This window comes from Archangium sp., assembly GCF_036277355.1.
GTDB lineage: Bacteria > Myxococcota > Myxococcia > Myxococcales > Myxococcaceae > Archangium.
In genome coordinates this window covers 1-15,400 of record NZ_DASUNC010000086.1, presented here as the reverse complement: position 1 = coordinate 15,400, position 15,400 = coordinate 1, and the positions used below count along the sequence as shown (strand labels likewise).

Sequence of the window (15,400 nt, the reverse complement as noted above, 5' to 3'; positions counted from 1 at the left end):
AGTCATCGCATCCATCCGGTGGGCTTGGGCCCAGTTGCGGTCCGACCGGCAAATAGAACTGATGACAGTTGATGAGGAACAACTCACCAACAAGATCGAAGCGCTTCTCAATGAGAAGCGCGGCGGCAAACGAAGAGCGTCCATGCTTCGCTTGTTTGGAAGAGTGGAGCGGAGTGGCCAGCATCGGGCATCGGGCAAGTCTTTCCGCCAGTCACCGGATCTTATGTTCCAACCGAAAAAAGAGCCGCGTGATGTCACCGATCTGAGTGCATGGGGCCTATTCGCTGAATGCAAGGTGGTAAGCCCCAAACGGAATCATGCAGTCGATGTGTGGTACTGCGAACAAGGTGTCGCGAAGTTCGCGGACGGACGATACGCACCAAAGATGTCTTCGGGACTCATGGTGGCGTACGTCCGGGATGGACGAAAGCCGCACTCGACGCTGCTCCCTCTGCTCAAAGATGCATTCAAAACTGCGTCTATTTTCCCGCATGAGACGGACACGAACCTTCTCACTTCTTACCATGAGCGAACAACGCTCACGCCCCCCTGTGTTGCTATCGAGCTCACCCATCTCTGGCTAGACGCGCGCCCAGATTGACTTTTCACTGCGGGCGCGTCAGTGAGGCGCCGCCACGTCGGTGGAGGAGAGCGCCACGCCCTCGCCGCGCTGCACCTTGGGGAAGAAGAGCCCCGCGGCGAAGGCGGCCACGGTGGCGGCGCAGATGATCCAGAAGTTGATCGTCAGCCCCGTGCCGAGCGCTCCGCTCAACGACTGGAACAAGGCCGGAGACAGGCCACGGCCATGCTCGGGGCCGAGCAGCTCGTTGGCGGCGGCCAGGGGGACACTCGGATCCTTCATGAGCTGGGAGACCACCACGCCGCCCATCAACCCCACCCCGAGCGCCCCTCCGATGGTGCGGAAGAACATGTGGCTCGCCGTCGCCACCCCGCGTAGCTCCCAGCCCACGCTGGTCTGCACCGCGATGAGCAGCGAGGTGGCCGTGAAGCCCAGGCCGATGCCGAACAGCGCCATCGCCAGCTCCGGAATCAGCAGCGAGGACTGCGGCTTGAGCAACAGCGCCATCGCCCCCGTGCCGATCACCGTGAGCCCCAGCCCTCCGACGATGAGCGGACGGAAGCCCGTCTTGAGCAACAGCCGCCCCGCGACCAGGCTCGCCACGGGCCAGCCGACGATCATCGGGGTGATCATCCCTCCCGCCAGCGTGGCCGAGCCGCCCAGCACGCCCTGCACGTACAGCGGCACGTAGGTGGTGGCCCCGAACATCGCCGCCGAGAAGAGCGCCGCCGCCACCGAGGCGATGGCGATGGCGGGATTCTTGAAGAGGCTCATGGGGATGATGGGCTCGGCCACCTTGCGCTCCACCCACACGAAGGCGGCGAGCAGCACGACGCCCAACAGCAGCTCCGGCAGGTTGCGGCCGATTCCCTGCACGCCGAAGAGCAACGCCACCACGCCCGCCGAGAGCAACACCGCGCCCGCGTAGTCCAGCTTCTGCGGCTTGTGCTGCACCTGCTCGTGGAAGAAGAACACCAGCAGCGCGAGCGCTCCCAACCCCACCGGCACGTTGATGAAGAAGACCCAGTGCCAGGTGAGGTACTTCACGATGAGGCCACCGGTGAGCGGGCCCACCAGCCCCGCGATCCCCCACACCCCGCTGAAGACGCCCTGCACCCTCGCGCGCTGCTGCAGCGTGTAGATGTCCCCGATGATGGTGAGCGAGACGGGCTGCATCGCTCCCGCCCCCAGCCCCTGCAGCGTGCGGAAGGCGATCAGCATGTTCATCGACGTGGACAGCCCACTGAGGACGGAGCCCGCGAGGAACAGGACGATGCCGAAGAGCAGCACGGGCTTGCGCCCATAGAGGTCCGCCAGCTTGCCGAAGATGGGCACCGTCACGGTGGAGGCCAGCATGTACGCGGTGAAGACCCAGGCGTAGCTCTGCAACCCGCCCAGCTCACTGACCACCGTGGGCATGGCGGTGGAGACGACGGTCATCTCCAGCGCCGCCATGAAGAGACTCAAGGCCAGGGCAACGGTGGTCAGGGGACGGTGGGTGGTTCTCATGCTGTCGGGGCGGGGTTGTCGGGCGGAGAGGTGGCGCCCTGCTTAACGGGTGGAGCCCAGGGCCGCCATCGTCAAGTATTCCCGTCCCCACCGCGAGTCCGGATGCCCGCTCGCCCGGTGTCAGCGCGCGTGGACTCCGCGTGCCGGACACTCACCGGGGGTTTTCGGCCTCGAGCGCCCGTGACAACGCCTGGCGCACCGCCGCGCGCACCGGCGCGGGCACCTCGTCCCCCGGGATGCGCCGGCACAGGGACACCGTCCGCTTGAGCGAGTCGCACGCCTCGGCACAGCGCGGGCACCGCGACAGATGGTCCTCGAGGCGCACGCACGTGGCCTGGTCCACCTCCTGCGCGGCGAACGCCGAGAGCTCCTGCGCCAGCTCCGGACATCCCCGGGCCTCGTCCTGGGCACCCTCCCCCATCAGCGTGGAGAGGTGCTCGCGCAGTTGGAGACGCGCGCGGTGCAGCCGGCTCTTGAGCGCCCGCACCTCGATCCCCACCACCTGCGCCGCCTCCTCGGCCGTGAGGCCCTCCACGTCCCGGAGGATGAGCACCTCGCGCTGTGCCTCGGGCAACGCGAGGATGGCCGCCTGCAACACCTCTCCCATCTGCCGCGCGTGGGAGACCATGTCCGGAGCCGCATCCGCCGCGGCCACCTGGGCCGCCGCGGGAGAATCCAGGGGCTGGAGCTCCTCGGGGGCTCCGGCGCGGCGGCGGCGCAGGCGGAAGCAGTGCGTGCGGGCCACCTGGAACAGCCACGTGGACAGCTGCGCGTCGCCCCGGAACGCGTGGATGCCCCGGAAGGCCGCGAGCAGCGTCTCCTGGAGCACCTCCTTGGCGTCCTCCTCCGAGCCGCACATGCGCAGGCCGAAGCGGTACACCTGCTTCTCGTGACGGGCGAGCAGCTCGTCCACGGCCTTGCCGTCACCCGAGCGCACGGCCTCCAACAGCTGCCCATCGGTTCGCGTCGCCATCTCCCGGTCGCCTCCTCGCGCTCCTTCCGCGGCCGGGGAGCGCCAGGCAGCCAGGATGCCTCGTGTCAGGGCGCGGCTCCAACCGATTCCGCGCTCACGCTCCGCCGCGTCTGTAACAGCTGGGCGAGGTCCATGCCGGCGAACATGGCGGGCACGAAGACGAGCCAAAGCCCACCCGCAGGCGGAAGGGGGCCTCAGCCGCCGCGGAACACCGCCTCCATGTTGTTGCCATCGGGATCGAGCACGAAGGCGGCGTAGTAGCCCGGCGGGTAGCCCTGGGGCGTGCGCGGCCCGGGCGGACCGTTGTCCGTGCCACCTGCCTTCACGGCGGCGGCGTGGAAGGCGTCGACCTCGGCCCTGCTCCTGGCGGCGAAGGCGGTGTGCTGCTTGACGGAGTGCGGATGGAACCGGTCGATCCAGAAGATCGGGTAGTCGATGCCGTAGCCGATGCCGTCGGACCCATCGCCTTCGGGAAGCTGCATGACCCGGCGCAGGCCGAGGGCTCCGAGCGCGGCATCGTAGAAGGCAGCGGAGCGGGCGACGTCGGCGACGCCAATGCCAGTGTGGTCGATCATCTCCACAGGTGTACTTCACCCGCAGGAAGCAGGTGAAGGTACCGGGAATTATCTGTAGGAAACGGGTCCCTGGAGCCACATCGCGCTCACTCCCGAGGAGGGTCCGTACGGTGTCCATGTCGCCGGAGGTGAAGGGGGCGCTGATGGGCCTCGGAGCCGCGGCCCTGTTCGGCCTGAGCGCGCCGCTGTCCAAGCTGCTCCTGCCCACGAGCGGCCCCCTGCTGCTCGCCTCGCTGCTCTACCTGGGCGGAGGACTGGGGCTGTCCCTCGTGGGCGCCGTGACGCGGCTTCGCCGGACCGCGAGCCCCCGCCGGGAGGCACCCCTGGAGCGAAGGGACGGGCCCCTGCTCGCGGGCGTCATCCTCTGCGGGGGAATGCTCGGCCCCGTGCTGATGCTGGTGGGCCTCGAGCGGCTGTCAGGGGTGAGCACCTCCCTGCTGCTCAACCTGGAGGGGCCCTTCACCATCCTCCTGGCCGTGCTCCTGTTCGGCGAGCACCTGGGCCGCCGGGCAGCCCTCGCCGCCGGGTTCATCTTCTGCGGCGCGGCGGTGCTCGGGCTCCAGGCGGGCGAGGTGCATGCGGACGGGCCCGGAGTCCTGGCCGTGGCGGGCGCGTGCCTGTCCTGGGCGGTGGACAACAACCTCACCCAACGCCTCTCCCTGAAGGACCCCGTGGCCGTGGTGCGCATCAAGGCCCTGGGAGCCGGGGCCTGCATGCTCGCCCTCTCTGTCGTGACAGGACAACAGCCGCTCCCAGGGCCTGGAGTCCTCGCCGCGGCGCTCGCGCTCGGGGCGGCCAGCTACGGCCTGAGCATCGTCCTGGACATGTACGCCCTGCGCCTGCTCGGGGCCGCACGCGAGGCCGCCTACTTCGCCACGGCCCCCTTCCTCGGAGCCCTGGCCGCCCTCCCGCTGCTCGGCGAGCGGCTGTCCCTCACGCAACTGCTGGGCGGCGCCGCCATGGTGCTGGGCGTCGTCCTCCTCGTGCGCGAGCGCCACGGCCACGTGCACACGCACGAGCCGATGGAGCACGAGCACCTGCACGTGCACGACGCACACCACCAGCACGAGCACCCGGGCCTGACGGACATCTCCGAGCCCCACAGCCACCCGCACCGGCACGTGCCCCTCACCCACGATCATCCGCACGTGTCGGATCTGCACCATCGGCACAAGCACGGGCCGCACTGAGCCCGCGTTTCGTCCCATGGGTGGAACAGTCCTTCCAGGATTCACCTCTGGTGCAGCAACAGTCTCGCGGTCATCTTGGTGGTGTCTCGACGAGAGAACTCACCGAGAGAAAAGGAGCACACCATGATGATCGTTCGACCCTCTGAAGCGCGCGGCCATGCCAACCACGGCTGGCTGGACTCCCACCACACCTTCTCGTTCGGCGGCTACTACGACCCGGACTTCATGGGCTTCCGCGCCCTGCGCGTCATCAACGAGGACCGCGTCACGGCGGGCGACGGCTTCGACACGCATCCGCACCGGGACATGGAGATCATCACCTACCCGCTCAGCGGCGCCATCGCGCACCGCGACAGCACGGGCGGCGAGGGACTGCTGCGGACCGGCGAGGTGCAGCGCATGACGGCGGGCACCGGCGTCATGCACAGCGAGATGAACGGCGCCAACGAGGAGCTGCACTTCCTGCAGATCTGGATCCTCCCCGACCGGCGAGGACTGAAGCCCGGCTATGAGCAGAAGGCGTTCTCCGAGGCCGAGCGCAAGGGCCGCTGGCGCGTGGTGGCCAGCCCCGACGCCCGGGACGGCAGCCTCACGGTGCACCAGGACGTGGTGCTGCACGGCACGCTGCTGGGCCAGGGCGAGCAGGCCGAGTACACGCTGGCTCCAGGCCGCCACGCCTGGGTTCAGCTGGCCCGGGGCAAGGGCACGCTCAACGGCGTGGAGCTGAAGGCCGGTGACGGCGTGGCCGTGTCCGAGGAGTCCCGGCTCGTCCTCACGGCCTCCGAGCCGCTCGAGGCCCTGCTCTTCGACCTCGCCTGAGGCGTGGCCGATTGGAAGCGCCAGACGTGGGGAGGGGTGAAAAACCCAAGAAACCCAGGGAGCCCTGGAGTCCGGTCCGACACGGCGGCGGGGAGTTCGAAACGTGGGACTCAAACCATCGGAGGTACCTCCGGTGGGTGCCCCACTTGATGCCGGCACCCGAAACATGTAGCCCGGCACCTGATGTCCGCACTCGCCCCCGCCCCTTCCCCCTCTTCGTCTCCCGGTCACCCGGTGGAGTCCGCTCCCGTGACCTCGTTCGACAACACGGCCATTGCCTTCGCCACCAAGAGCGATTGGCAGATGCGCAAGGCGCACCTGCTCTTCTCCTCATTGACCTACCCCTGGCTGGTGCGAGCGGGCATTCCCCTGGCCGCCTGGCTGGTGCGAGTGGGCCTGCCCGGCGTCCGGCTCACCGTGAAGCACACCGTCTTCGAGCAGTTCTGCGGCGGCGAGAGCATCCAGGAGTGCGCGGCCGCCATCGAGACGCTGGGACGCGTGGGAGTCCAATCGATCCTCGACTACAGCGTGGAGGGGGAGAAGTCCGAGGCCAGCTTCGACGCCACCGCGCGCGAGACGATCGCCACCATCGAGTGGGCGGCGAGCCACCCGCACATCCCCTTCAGCGTCTTCAAGGTGACGGGCCTGGCGCGCTTCGGGCTGCTGGAGAAGCTGGGCGCGGGTGAGGCCCTGAGCGCGGACGAGCAGGCCGAGTGGAGCCGGGTGCGCGAGCGCGTGCTGCGCATCTGCGAGCGAGCCCATGCACTCGGGGTGCGCATCTTCCTCGATGGCGAGGAGACGTGGATCCAGGACGTCATCGACGGGCTGGGCGAGGAGATGATGGTCCGCTTCAACCGGGAGCGGGCGCTCGTCTACAACACCTACCAGATGTACCGGACGGCGAGCCTGGACAACCTGCGCGCGGCGCTGGAGCGGGCGAGGACGCAGGGGTACTTCCTCGGGGCCAAGCTGGTGCGCGGCGCGTACATGGAGAAGGAGCGGCTGCGCGCGAAGGAGCGCGGCTACGCGGATCCGATCCAGCCGGACAAGGCCGCCACGGATGCCGCCTACGACAGCGCGCTGCGGGTGTGCCTGGACCACCTGGAGCGGATGGGGCTGTGCGCGGGCACGCACAACGAGGAGAGCTGCCTGCTGCTGGTGCGGGAGCTCGCCCGGCGGGGCATCGCGCCGAACGATCCGCGAGTCTTCTTCAGCCAGCTCTACGGGATGAGCGACAACATCTCGTTCAACCTGGCGAGGGCGGGCTACAACGTGGCCAAGTACCTGCCCTACGGCCCGGTGCGCGCCGTGCTGCCGTACCTCATCCGCCGCGCGCAGGAGAACAGCGCCATCGCCGGCCAGGGCGGACGCGAGGTCCGGCTCATCCGCGGCGAGCTGCAACGGCGCAAGCAGGCCCGGGCATTGCCCGGCGCCCGCCCTCCGGAGCGGTAGCTCACAGGCAGCGGTACCGCTCGGCCTCGCTGTGGTCCAGGATGCGCCAGCACATGGCGCCGCTCGTCGAGCAGGACTTGCCCTCGGGGTCGGTCGGGCAGGCGGGCTGCGGGTTGACCTGGTAGCACGACACCGTCCAGCGGTCGTAGCAGTACTCGGTGTACATGAACTTCCAGGTGGTCGGGCACGCCTCGGTCACCGTCTGCGAGAGCGTCTTCAAGGCCCCGTAGCAGGTGGTGCGGTTGCCGCCGCTGTCGATGACCATCGGCCAGGCCTTCACCAGCAGGGTGCGCGCGCCACAGGCCACCCCGGTGTTGCTGAAGTACCAGGTGCCCGAGGTCCCGGTGCGCTCCTCGACGGAGTAGAGGACGTTGTCGATGTAGTACTCCAGCCGCACCGCGTTGGCGCCGGCGGACACCGCCCAGGAGCCACTGGCGGCCATCTCACCCAGGTAGGTGCTCGCTCCCGAGAGGGTGAGCGTGGTGACGGTCAGCCCCGAACAGACCGCCGCCTCCTGGGTGCCCAGGGATTCCTCGGCGTCCGGCGGGAGGGTCTCGGAGGTGCCACAGCCCACCACCAGCAGGAGCGGCAGCAGGACATGGACGAAGGGGCGGAGCGGGGCACTGGACATGGGTTGCAACCTCGGTGTTGGATAAATACAACCCGATTGTACATGGAATGAAACTGGAATAAAGCGAAATACTCGGGGAGTGAGACAGAGCTGCCGAGGGGCTCATTGCAACATCCATGCACCCGTCTCTACGATGGGTGCTCGCCCCCGCTGAGCAGACTCGCGCTGCCTGGCGCTCCCCGGACCGAACGATGAACCAGGCACAGAGCCGTCGTCTCCGCACGAACTGTCTGCTGCTGCTTGCATGGCTGGTGGCCGGCACGCCCCTGCCCGCCCATCCCGCCATCCCATCCCACGTCCCGGGCCTCCTCGTGGTGCCCGGTCCGCCCGTGCGCTTCATCGTCGCTCTCGACCGGGCGACGGTCGCCGGAACCTCCTACACCCTCCAGGTGCTCCCGGTGGACGAGGCCGGCAACCCCACCCGCTACACCGGCCGGGTGCACTTCGAGACGACCGTTCTCCGGGCGCTGCTCCCACCGGACACGGACGTCCACTTCGTTCCCACGGAGACACCGCTGCCGCAGTTCCCCGTCACCTTCTCGAGCGCCGCTCCGGACCTCAAGACCCTCACCGTCACGGATGTGACGGGCCAGAACCTCACGGGGAGCGCCTCCACCATGGTCAGCCCCGGCCCGTTCGCTCACGTGAGGCTGTCCACCACCGCCCCGGACCCGGCGCCGGCCTGCTCGGAGACGACGCTCGTGCTCACGGCCGAGGACGCCTGGGACAATCCCGTGACGGAGGCACCCTCCACCCCGGTGATGCTCTGCGCGGCCTCGGGCAGCTCGGTCACCTTCGTCAGAAGCACTCTCGAGCGGCCGGAGTACTCCCCCCCCTGTGCCACGGGCATCCTCACGGGCACCGCGCAGGTGATCTGGAAGGACACGAAGCCAGAGGACGTCGAGTTCACCGTCTCCGGCGTCGACGCCAAGGAACCGCTCACCCTCCACTTCAAGGCGGGGATTCCCAGCCCTCAAACCTCGAGCTTCTCGTTCAGCGAGAGCACCCGGGAGCCCCCTCTGCTGCTCATCGGCAGTGGACGGCTCACCGCCCAGCTCACCCTGCGTGACCAGTGTGGAGACCCGGCGGCGCTGCCCGCGGACAAGCTCCTCTCCTTCGCGGCCAGTCCGCCCCTGGCCGTCACCTCGCCCGTCGAGGACTCTCCTGGCCGGTGGAAGACCTCCGTCAGCCTGCCCGAGTGCCCCACCGATGCATCGAAGCTCCTGGCCGTCTGGCCGCTCATCGGCAACGAGGTGCTGAAGAAGCCGAGCGGCGAGCAGGTCAAACGGCTCGTCCAGCCGCAGTGCTCGACCGTCGCGAAGCTCTCGGTGCTGACCCCGGCGGACAGCCTGGTGGCCGAGCCCGGCGAGGTGGTCGAGCTCGAGGTGCAGGTGTCGGCCGAGAGTGATCTGGCCGTGACGGGCGGCGTGCTGAGGCTGGAACCCCAGGGCCTGACGGTGCTTGGGGCGAGCATCAACGGCCAGGCCCTACCGGCCAAGGGAGACGGGTTCGAGCTCCCGGAGTTGCGCAAGGGCTCGCCGCTGACGGTCAAGGTCACCGCCCAGACGACCATCCAGCCCAACCAGACGGTGAGCACGAAGGTCTGGGTGGTGAACCCGGAGGGAACCTTCCTCACCCAGATGGAAAGCGTGGACTTCCAACAAAAGGACGTGGGTGTGGACGTCGGGTGCGGTTGCCAGACCGGCGGCCTCCCGGGTCAGCTCGTCACCTGGCTGGCCCTGCTCGGGGTGGCATCGCGCCCCGGGAGGGGATTGCGTAGACTGCGGCGTGGCGAAAGGAACGACCCCTAGGCGTCATGGCGGCAGCGACTCTCACTCTCCTGGTTCTGACCCTGATGGGTCAGGCTGTCGCGCTGCGTTCCGACAAGCCTTTCGTCACCTCCGAGGGCAGCGCGCAGCTCGAGCTCAGCGTGCTCGATGAGGCGGGCCATCCGCTGAGTGACGCGCAGGTCTCCCTGAGCGTCAACGCCGGCTCCGTCACCGAGCCCGCTCCCGCGCGGGACGGCACGTTCCGCGCCACCTACCGGCCGCCCTCGCGGCAAGGCCCCGGGGTGGCCCTGTTCCATGCGACGGTGAAGCGGGGAACCCACAAGTCCGGGGCGTGGCTCGCCCTGCCCGTCCACGGCCCCTACTCGCTCCGGGTCGAGGCGCCACCTCGCTCGCGGGTGCAGGTCTCGATAGGTGCCGCCACCTACGGGCCCGTGGTCGCGGCCGCCAGCGGAGAGGCCGTGGTGCCGATCCTGCTTCCTCCCGGAGTCACCAGCGCGCAGGTGACCATCACCGAGCGCTCGCGCAAGAGCAGCACGCGGACCGTGCCGCTCCCCGAGCCCGGGTTCCCCCGCGTCCACCTCGTGGCGATGGAGACGCCGATCCAGGGGCAGCCCGTCCGGCTGCAGGGGTTCGTCGTGGATGACAGCGGCAACCCCGCCGTCGCGCTCCCGCCCCTCACCGTGAGCGCCGAGCAGGGCACGCTCGGCCCCATCGAAGCGAAGGAGGGCGGCATCTTCGAGGTCCCCTTCACCGCCTCCACCGGGAGCACGGCTCCGGTGCGCATCTCCGCTTCACCGCTCGACGAGACCGAGCGCTCGTCCACACTCCAGGTCGAGCCTCGTCCGGCGCCACCCGGCGGGCCGGATTCCCCCTCGCGGGTGGCATCCACCGGGCAGCCCCCGTCTTCCCCAGGGTCGTCCTGGCAGCCCACGCTGGGCGCCTTCCTGTTCGCGCACAGCAACGCCGCCCGGGCCCATGGCGCGGGACTCCGGCTCGAGGGCGCGCTCCGGCTCGCCACGCTGCCCGTGGAGGCACTGGTGCAGGCCGAATGGCGCGGCAACAACACGGTGAGCACCCTCCTCGCGGCGGACGGACCGGACCCGGTCACCAAGACGTTCACCCTCGGCGGAGGAGCCGTCCGGCTCGGGGCCCGCTGGAGCCACCCGGTCCTGTCACGAGGCCTGATCTTCGCGGACGCGAGCGCGGGCGTCCTGCGCATGTGGGGCGACGTGGAGCTGAAGAGCCAGAAAGGCACCGTCACCCAGGAGCTCCGCTCGACGGGCCTCGACGTGACGGTGGGAGCCGGGTTCGCCTGGAGGCTGGGCCCGGGCCGCGTGGCCGGACAGGTGCAGTGGGGCTACGCGCCGGGAAGCCAGCAGGTGAGCGGCAACCTGGGTGGGGTGTCTCTGGGAGTGGGCTACCAGCTCCCGCTCGGAGGGGGGCCGCGCCCATGAGACCGTGCGCGCTGACACTCGTGCTCGCGCTGCTGAGCACCGGCGCCCTGGCCGCCGCGCCCACGCCGGAGACCTCCGGGACGGTGTGGATCACCCTGCGGCCCCACCCTTCCCTGCCGCTCAAGAGCCCGCGCGTCCAGGCCGGTGGCAAGGAAGCCCGCGCCGCTGGGGGGGCGTTTCGCGTGGAGGGGCTCACCTCGGGCCAGGTGGCCATCCACGTCTCGGCCGAGGGCTATCAACCCGTGGAGCGCAAGGTGCTCGTGCCCCCGGGAGGCCAGGCCAGTGTGTTCCTGCCGCTCGAGCGCATCCCGGGTCCCGGTACCGTGAAGGGCCGGCTCCTGTGGGAACAGGGCAGTGAGGGCACGAAGGTGCCCGTGGGCGGTATCGAGGTGCAGCTCGGCGGTCAGGTGGTCGCCCGGAGCGATGCGGACGGCTTCTTCGTGGTGCCCGAGGCGGGCCCGGGCCCCGTCACCTTGAAGCTCGCCGGCACCGGAGTCCGGCCGCAGGAGGAAGTGGTGGTCGTGCCCTCCCATGGCGAGGCCTCGGTGGAGGTCCTCCTGCAGAAGACCGGGGAGGTCCGGGCCTGGATACGCGGGCGCGTGCGCTCCACCCGGGGGCGCGCCGTCCTGGCCACCCTGCGTGTCGAGGAGGCCGGGCTCCGCGCCCGCACCCGCGCGACGGGAGACTTCGAGTTCCGCCTGCCCGCGGGCCGCTATCACGTCACCTTCGAGGCACGCGGCTACGTGCCCCAGACGAAGGTGGTGGACGTGGGCGCCGGAGAGCAGGCGCTGTTCTACGTGGATCTGTCACCTCTGGAGAATTGAGCCGTGCGCGTCCTCTCCCTCACACTCTCGCTGCTCCTGCTCCTCCTGGGGGGATGCGGGGGGTGTGACAAGAAGCCTCCCGCCGGATCCGGCGCGCCGGAGTTGGCGAAGCTCCTCCAGTTCCAGGGCCAGGTCACGGTGCAGCGGGATGGAACCTCCCGCCCCGGCCGCGTGGACGAGCCGCTCTACCCGGGCGAGACCGTGGTGACCGGTCCCGGGAGCACCGCGCGCGTGCGCTACATCAACGGCACCGAGGTGGAGGTAGCCGAGAACAGCCGCTTCCGGGTGAACGGCACACCGGGAGCGCTCACCCTCGAGCTGGAGGAAGGGAGGATCGTCTCGACCTCGCCGAAAGCCGGCGGCAACGGGCTCACCGTCATGGGCCGCTTCGGCCGGGCGGAGCTGGTCACCGCGTCGGAGATGGTCTTCGACCTGAGCGAGAAGGATCCCAGGCTGACGCTCCAGTACGGCGACATCCGCGTGCTCGATCCGCGAGGCCAGCCCATCCAGGTCGTGGCGGGCGAGGAGCTCGCGCTCTCGCTCGGCAAGCCCCGGCAAGCGTCGCCGCCCGTGGTCGCCGAGGAGATCGTCTTCACCCTCGAGCCCCAGGGCGGCAAGGCCCGCGTGCGTGGCGCCCAGGACAGCGCCTTCGCCGACGTGGCCGCTGATCAGCGCCGGGAGCTCGGTCGCGGCGCGGCGTTCGAGATCCCCGCGAGCTCCAGCGCCCGCCTGTCCTCCAGCTCGCTGCAGGTGAGCCTCTCCGGGGACACCGCCGGGACACTCCAGGAGGCCTCCCGGCGGGGAGACCAGAGCACCTACACGCTGCAGCTCAGCCGAGGAAGGGCGCGGCTCCTGTTCAGCAAGGGCAAGCAGTCGCTGAAGCTGACGGACGCTCGCGGTGAGGTCGAGCTCAAGGTCTCCGAGCAGAGCACGATCTCCGTGAGCAATCCCGAAGCAGGCGCCACCGTCACCGTCCTCACCGGGCAGGCCGAGCTGGTGGCGGATGGGAAGACCACCCTCCTCAAGGCGGGCGAGGGAGTACGCCGCGCCTCGGAGTCCGCGCGGGCCGAGCAGGCCTCGGCGCCCCCGCTCGTGCTGCCCGTGGATGCGAAGGGCGCGCGCGTGTTCACCGACGGGCCCGGCGAGGTGGGGATCCAGGTTCCCTCCGCGTCCGGAGCACCCCTCCGGGTGGAGGTGGCGGAGGAGCCCTCCTTCCGGGAGCCGCTGCTGGCGGGGCGCGCGGGCGCGGACGCGGTGCGAGTCGAACCGCCGGCCCGGGGCGAGCTGCACTGGCGCTTCCTCGCCGAGGACGGGAACGTGCGCGCACAGGGCTCGGCCCGGTTCCAGCCGGATCGCGGCCGCTCCGCGCTGGCTGCCTCGAACCCGAAGGCCGAGGTGCTCGAGACCGGGCTCAAGGCCACCATCTACTTCCAGAGCGCGGTGCCCTCGCTGCACTTCAGCTTCGAGCCCCGGCCGGGGGCGCGCTCGTATCAGCTGCGCATCTACCGCGCCACCGACGTCCAGACGCCGCTCCTGCAGCGGGTGACGAACCAGAACCAGTACAGCCTGGAGCCGGGCGCGCTCGGCGAGGGGCGCTACCTCTGGTACGTGGCGGCGCTCGGCCCTGGGGGAGACGAGCTGGCGGGCGGCCGGATGAACAAGCTGGAGCTGGTGTATGACAACGAGCGCAGCGGGCTGGCGCTCAGCCGTCCCCGCCCGGGTGAGCGCATCGGAAGCGAGGGGGTTCCGGTGGAGGGCGTGGTCCCCCGCGGCTCCCGGCTCTTCCTCAACGGGCAGGCGATGAAGCTCGACGCCAAGGGCCGCTTCTCCCAGCGCCTGCCTCCCACGGAGGCACTGGTGTTCCGTCTCGTCTCGGGTCAAGACGAGGCATACTGGATCCGAACTCTTCGGAAAGCGCGTCCATGACGGCGTCCCAACCCGTGATTCCCTTGTCCTGGCCGGCCATGTCACCGCGCCGCTTCGGCAATTACGTGCTCATCCGCAAGCTCGCCGAGGGTGGCATGGCGGAGATCTTCCTCGCCAAGCAGCTCGGCGCCGAGGGTTTCGAGCGGGACGTGGTGATCAAGTGCATGCACGAGCACCTCACCCAGCATCGGGAGTTCGTCTCGATGTTCCTGGACGAGGCGCGGCTGGCGTCGCGGCTGCACCATCCGAACATCGTGCAGATCACCGATCTGGGCGTGGCGGACAACCGGTACTTCATCTGCATGGAGTACCTGGCGGGCGAGGACCTGGAGGCGGTGTTCTCGGTCACCCAATACCAGGGCCAGGGCGTGCCGGTCCCGATCGCCGCCCGCATCATCCTCTCCGTGCTCGAGGGCCTGGAGTTCGCCCACGGCTATCAGGATCAGGGGCGGCCCCTGGAGCTCGTCCACCGGGACATCTCGCCCTCGAACATCTTCGTCACGTACCAGGGCACGGTGAAGGTGCTCGACTTCGGGATCGCCAAGGCCTCGTCGCGGATGACGCAGACGCAGCCCGGGTTCCTGAAGGGCAAGTGGGGCTACATGTCCCCCGAGCAGGCCCGGGGCGAGCAGCAGCTCGACAGCCGCAGCGATCTGTTCTCGCTGGGCGTCACCTTCCATGAGCTGCTCACCGCGCGCCGCGTCTTCCAGCGGGACACGGAGCTGGGCGTGCTGCTGGCGCTGATGGAGCAACCCATCCCCCCGCCGAGCACCTACCGGCCCGACGTTCCTCCCGACCTGGATCGCATCGTGATGAAGGCGCTGGAGCGCCGCCGGGAGGATCGCTACGCGAGCGCGGCCGAGATGCGCGCCGACCTGGAGGAGTTCCTGCGCGGGACGGCGTCGATCCCGGGCGTGTCGCAGCTCGCCCAGTACATGCAGGGCATGTTCGGCGCGGCCGACGTCGAGCGAAAGACGAAGATTCCCCCGCTCTCCGAGCTGGGTGCGCACACGCTGGTGCAGCAGCAGGACCAGCAACAGGAGGAGCTGCTCGGCACCGCGAGGACCCTGGTCCGTCCGTCGGCTCGGATGACCGCCGTCGAGGCCCCGGAGCCGCCCACCCAAGAACCCCAGCGGCGCCCCATAGCTCCCACGCTCCCCGCCGTCACCGTCCCCGTCCCCGCCAGTCCTCCTCCCGCGCTCGCCGCCGTCCCCGTCCCGGTCCCCATCCCCGCCAGTCCACCTCCCGCGCGGAGCACGGGGCTGTCCGTGGCGATGGGTGCCATCGGGGCCGTGGCACTGCTGGCGTTGGGTGGAGGCGCGGTCTGGTACCTCATGCCTCGGGCAGCGCCTCCCGCTCCCGTCACCGGGGTGACCGCGCCAGCTCCGAGCCCGGCGCCCAAGGTGGAGCCCACTCCCACGCCCGCGGCCCCCACGCCCACGCCCCCCGTGGAGCAGAAGACCGAGCCTCCACCGGCGGAGCCTCCCGTGGACACGGCGCCCGAGCCCACGGTGACGCCGAAACCAGTCCCCATGCCCTCCCCGCTCACCGCCAGGGACGTGAGCCGCGTCATGAAGAAGAACTCGCGGAAGCTCCTCGAGTGCGGAGAGCAGTTCCGCGACGAGCTTCCCGCGGACCGCCGGGTCATGCTCCTGGTCACGATCGCTCGCTCGGGCG

At 69.9% G+C, this 15,400-nt stretch carries 13 protein-coding genes; 9 read left to right on the top strand and 4 right to left on the bottom strand.

The annotated features are described in order from the left end of the window. Positions 1–61 precede the first annotated feature (61 nt). Complete coding sequence (locus tag VFZ09_RS22960) at positions 62–601, top strand: hypothetical protein (protein WP_329729777.1); 540 nt, start codon at positions 62–64, stop codon at positions 599–601. An 18-nt stretch (positions 602–619) separates the two neighbouring features. Here VFZ09_RS22960 and VFZ09_RS22955 read toward each other — a convergent pair whose 3' ends face one another. The 3 genes from VFZ09_RS22955 to VFZ09_RS22945 form a co-directional block, all read right to left on the bottom strand. Beyond that, positions 620–2,089, bottom strand: a complete 1,470-nt coding sequence (locus VFZ09_RS22955) for an MDR family MFS transporter (protein WP_329729776.1) — start codon at positions 2,087–2,089, stop codon at positions 620–622. A gap of 151 nt (positions 2,090–2,240) precedes the next feature. Continuing rightward, on the bottom strand, positions 2,241–3,062 hold the full coding sequence (locus VFZ09_RS22950) for a sigma-70 family RNA polymerase sigma factor (protein WP_329729775.1): 822 nt from the start codon (positions 3,060–3,062) through the stop codon (positions 2,241–2,243). Between the two features lie 194 nt (positions 3,063–3,256). After that, positions 3,257–3,637 (bottom strand): VOC family protein, encoded by a 381-nt coding sequence (locus VFZ09_RS22945; protein ID WP_329729811.1) that lies wholly within the window; start codon positions 3,635–3,637, stop codon positions 3,257–3,259. A 116-nt stretch (positions 3,638–3,753) separates the two neighbouring features. Between VFZ09_RS22945 and VFZ09_RS22940 the strand changes: the two genes are divergently transcribed. From VFZ09_RS22940 to VFZ09_RS22930, 3 genes are all read left to right on the top strand, one after another. Next, complete coding sequence (locus tag VFZ09_RS22940; RefSeq protein ID WP_329729810.1) at positions 3,754–4,827, top strand: DMT family transporter; 1,074 nt, start codon at positions 3,754–3,756, stop codon at positions 4,825–4,827. Positions 4,828–4,950: 123 nt separating this feature from the next. Then, positions 4,951–5,646, top strand: coding sequence for a pirin family protein (locus VFZ09_RS22935; protein ID WP_329729774.1), 696 nt, complete (start codon positions 4,951–4,953; stop codon positions 5,644–5,646). Positions 5,647–5,895: 249 nt separating this feature from the next. Beyond that, positions 5,896–7,098 (top strand): proline dehydrogenase family protein, encoded by a 1,203-nt coding sequence (locus tag VFZ09_RS22930; protein ID WP_329729773.1) that lies wholly within the window; start codon positions 5,896–5,898, stop codon positions 7,096–7,098. Between the two features lies 1 nt (position 7,099). On the opposite strand, the gene VFZ09_RS22925 is transcribed toward VFZ09_RS22930, so the two are convergent. Beyond that, positions 7,100–7,729, bottom strand: coding sequence for a hypothetical protein (locus tag VFZ09_RS22925; protein ID WP_329729772.1), 630 nt, complete (start codon positions 7,727–7,729; stop codon positions 7,100–7,102). A 191-nt stretch (positions 7,730–7,920) separates the two neighbouring features. On the opposite strand from VFZ09_RS22925, the gene VFZ09_RS22920 reads away from it, so the two are divergent. From VFZ09_RS22920 to VFZ09_RS22900, 5 genes are all read left to right on the top strand, one after another. Continuing rightward, positions 7,921–9,540 (top strand): hypothetical protein, encoded by a 1,620-nt coding sequence (locus tag VFZ09_RS22920; protein WP_329729771.1) that lies wholly within the window; start codon positions 7,921–7,923, stop codon positions 9,538–9,540. A gap of 44 nt (positions 9,541–9,584) precedes the next feature. Continuing rightward, the gene (locus tag VFZ09_RS22915; protein ID WP_329729770.1) at positions 9,585–10,973 is read left to right on the top strand and encodes a hypothetical protein; all 1,389 of its coding nucleotides are present in this window, start codon (positions 9,585–9,587) and stop codon (positions 10,971–10,973) included. Next, complete coding sequence (locus VFZ09_RS22910; protein ID WP_329729769.1) at positions 10,970–11,797, top strand: carboxypeptidase regulatory-like domain-containing protein; 828 nt, start codon at positions 10,970–10,972, stop codon at positions 11,795–11,797. Before VFZ09_RS22915 ends, VFZ09_RS22910 begins: the two co-directional genes overlap by 4 nt. Positions 11,798–11,800: 3 nt before the next feature. Further along, a complete protein-coding gene (locus tag VFZ09_RS22905; RefSeq protein WP_329729768.1) occupies positions 11,801–13,723 on the top strand; it encodes a hypothetical protein in 1,923 nt (640 codons plus the stop codon). Continuing rightward, on the top strand, positions 13,720–15,400 hold a 1,681-nt coding region (locus tag VFZ09_RS22900), incomplete at its 3' end, for a serine/threonine protein kinase (protein ID WP_329729767.1). The genes VFZ09_RS22905 and VFZ09_RS22900, both read left to right, overlap by 4 nt.

Coding starts and splice junctions, on each gene's coding strand:
- VFZ09_RS22960 (WP_329729777.1), top strand. CDS start 62: ATGACAGTTGATGAGGAACAACTCACCAACAAGATCGAAGCGCTTCTC.
- VFZ09_RS22955 (WP_329729776.1), bottom strand. CDS start 2,089: ATGAGAACCACCCACCGTCCCCTGACCACCGTTGCCCTGGCCTTGAGT.
- VFZ09_RS22950 (WP_329729775.1), bottom strand. CDS start 3,062: ATGGCGACGCGAACCGATGGGCAGCTGTTGGAGGCCGTGCGCTCGGGT.
- VFZ09_RS22945 (WP_329729811.1), bottom strand. CDS start 3,637: ATGATCGACCACACTGGCATTGGCGTCGCCGACGTCGCCCGCTCCGCT.
- VFZ09_RS22940 (WP_329729810.1), top strand. CDS start 3,754: ATGTCGCCGGAGGTGAAGGGGGCGCTGATGGGCCTCGGAGCCGCGGCC.
- VFZ09_RS22935 (WP_329729774.1), top strand. CDS start 4,951: ATGATGATCGTTCGACCCTCTGAAGCGCGCGGCCATGCCAACCACGGC.
- VFZ09_RS22925 (WP_329729772.1), bottom strand. CDS start 7,729: ATGTCCAGTGCCCCGCTCCGCCCCTTCGTCCATGTCCTGCTGCCGCTC.
- VFZ09_RS22920 (WP_329729771.1), top strand. CDS start 7,921: ATGAACCAGGCACAGAGCCGTCGTCTCCGCACGAACTGTCTGCTGCTG.
- VFZ09_RS22915 (WP_329729770.1), top strand. CDS start 9,585: ATGGGTCAGGCTGTCGCGCTGCGTTCCGACAAGCCTTTCGTCACCTCC.
- VFZ09_RS22910 (WP_329729769.1), top strand. CDS start 10,970: ATGAGACCGTGCGCGCTGACACTCGTGCTCGCGCTGCTGAGCACCGGC.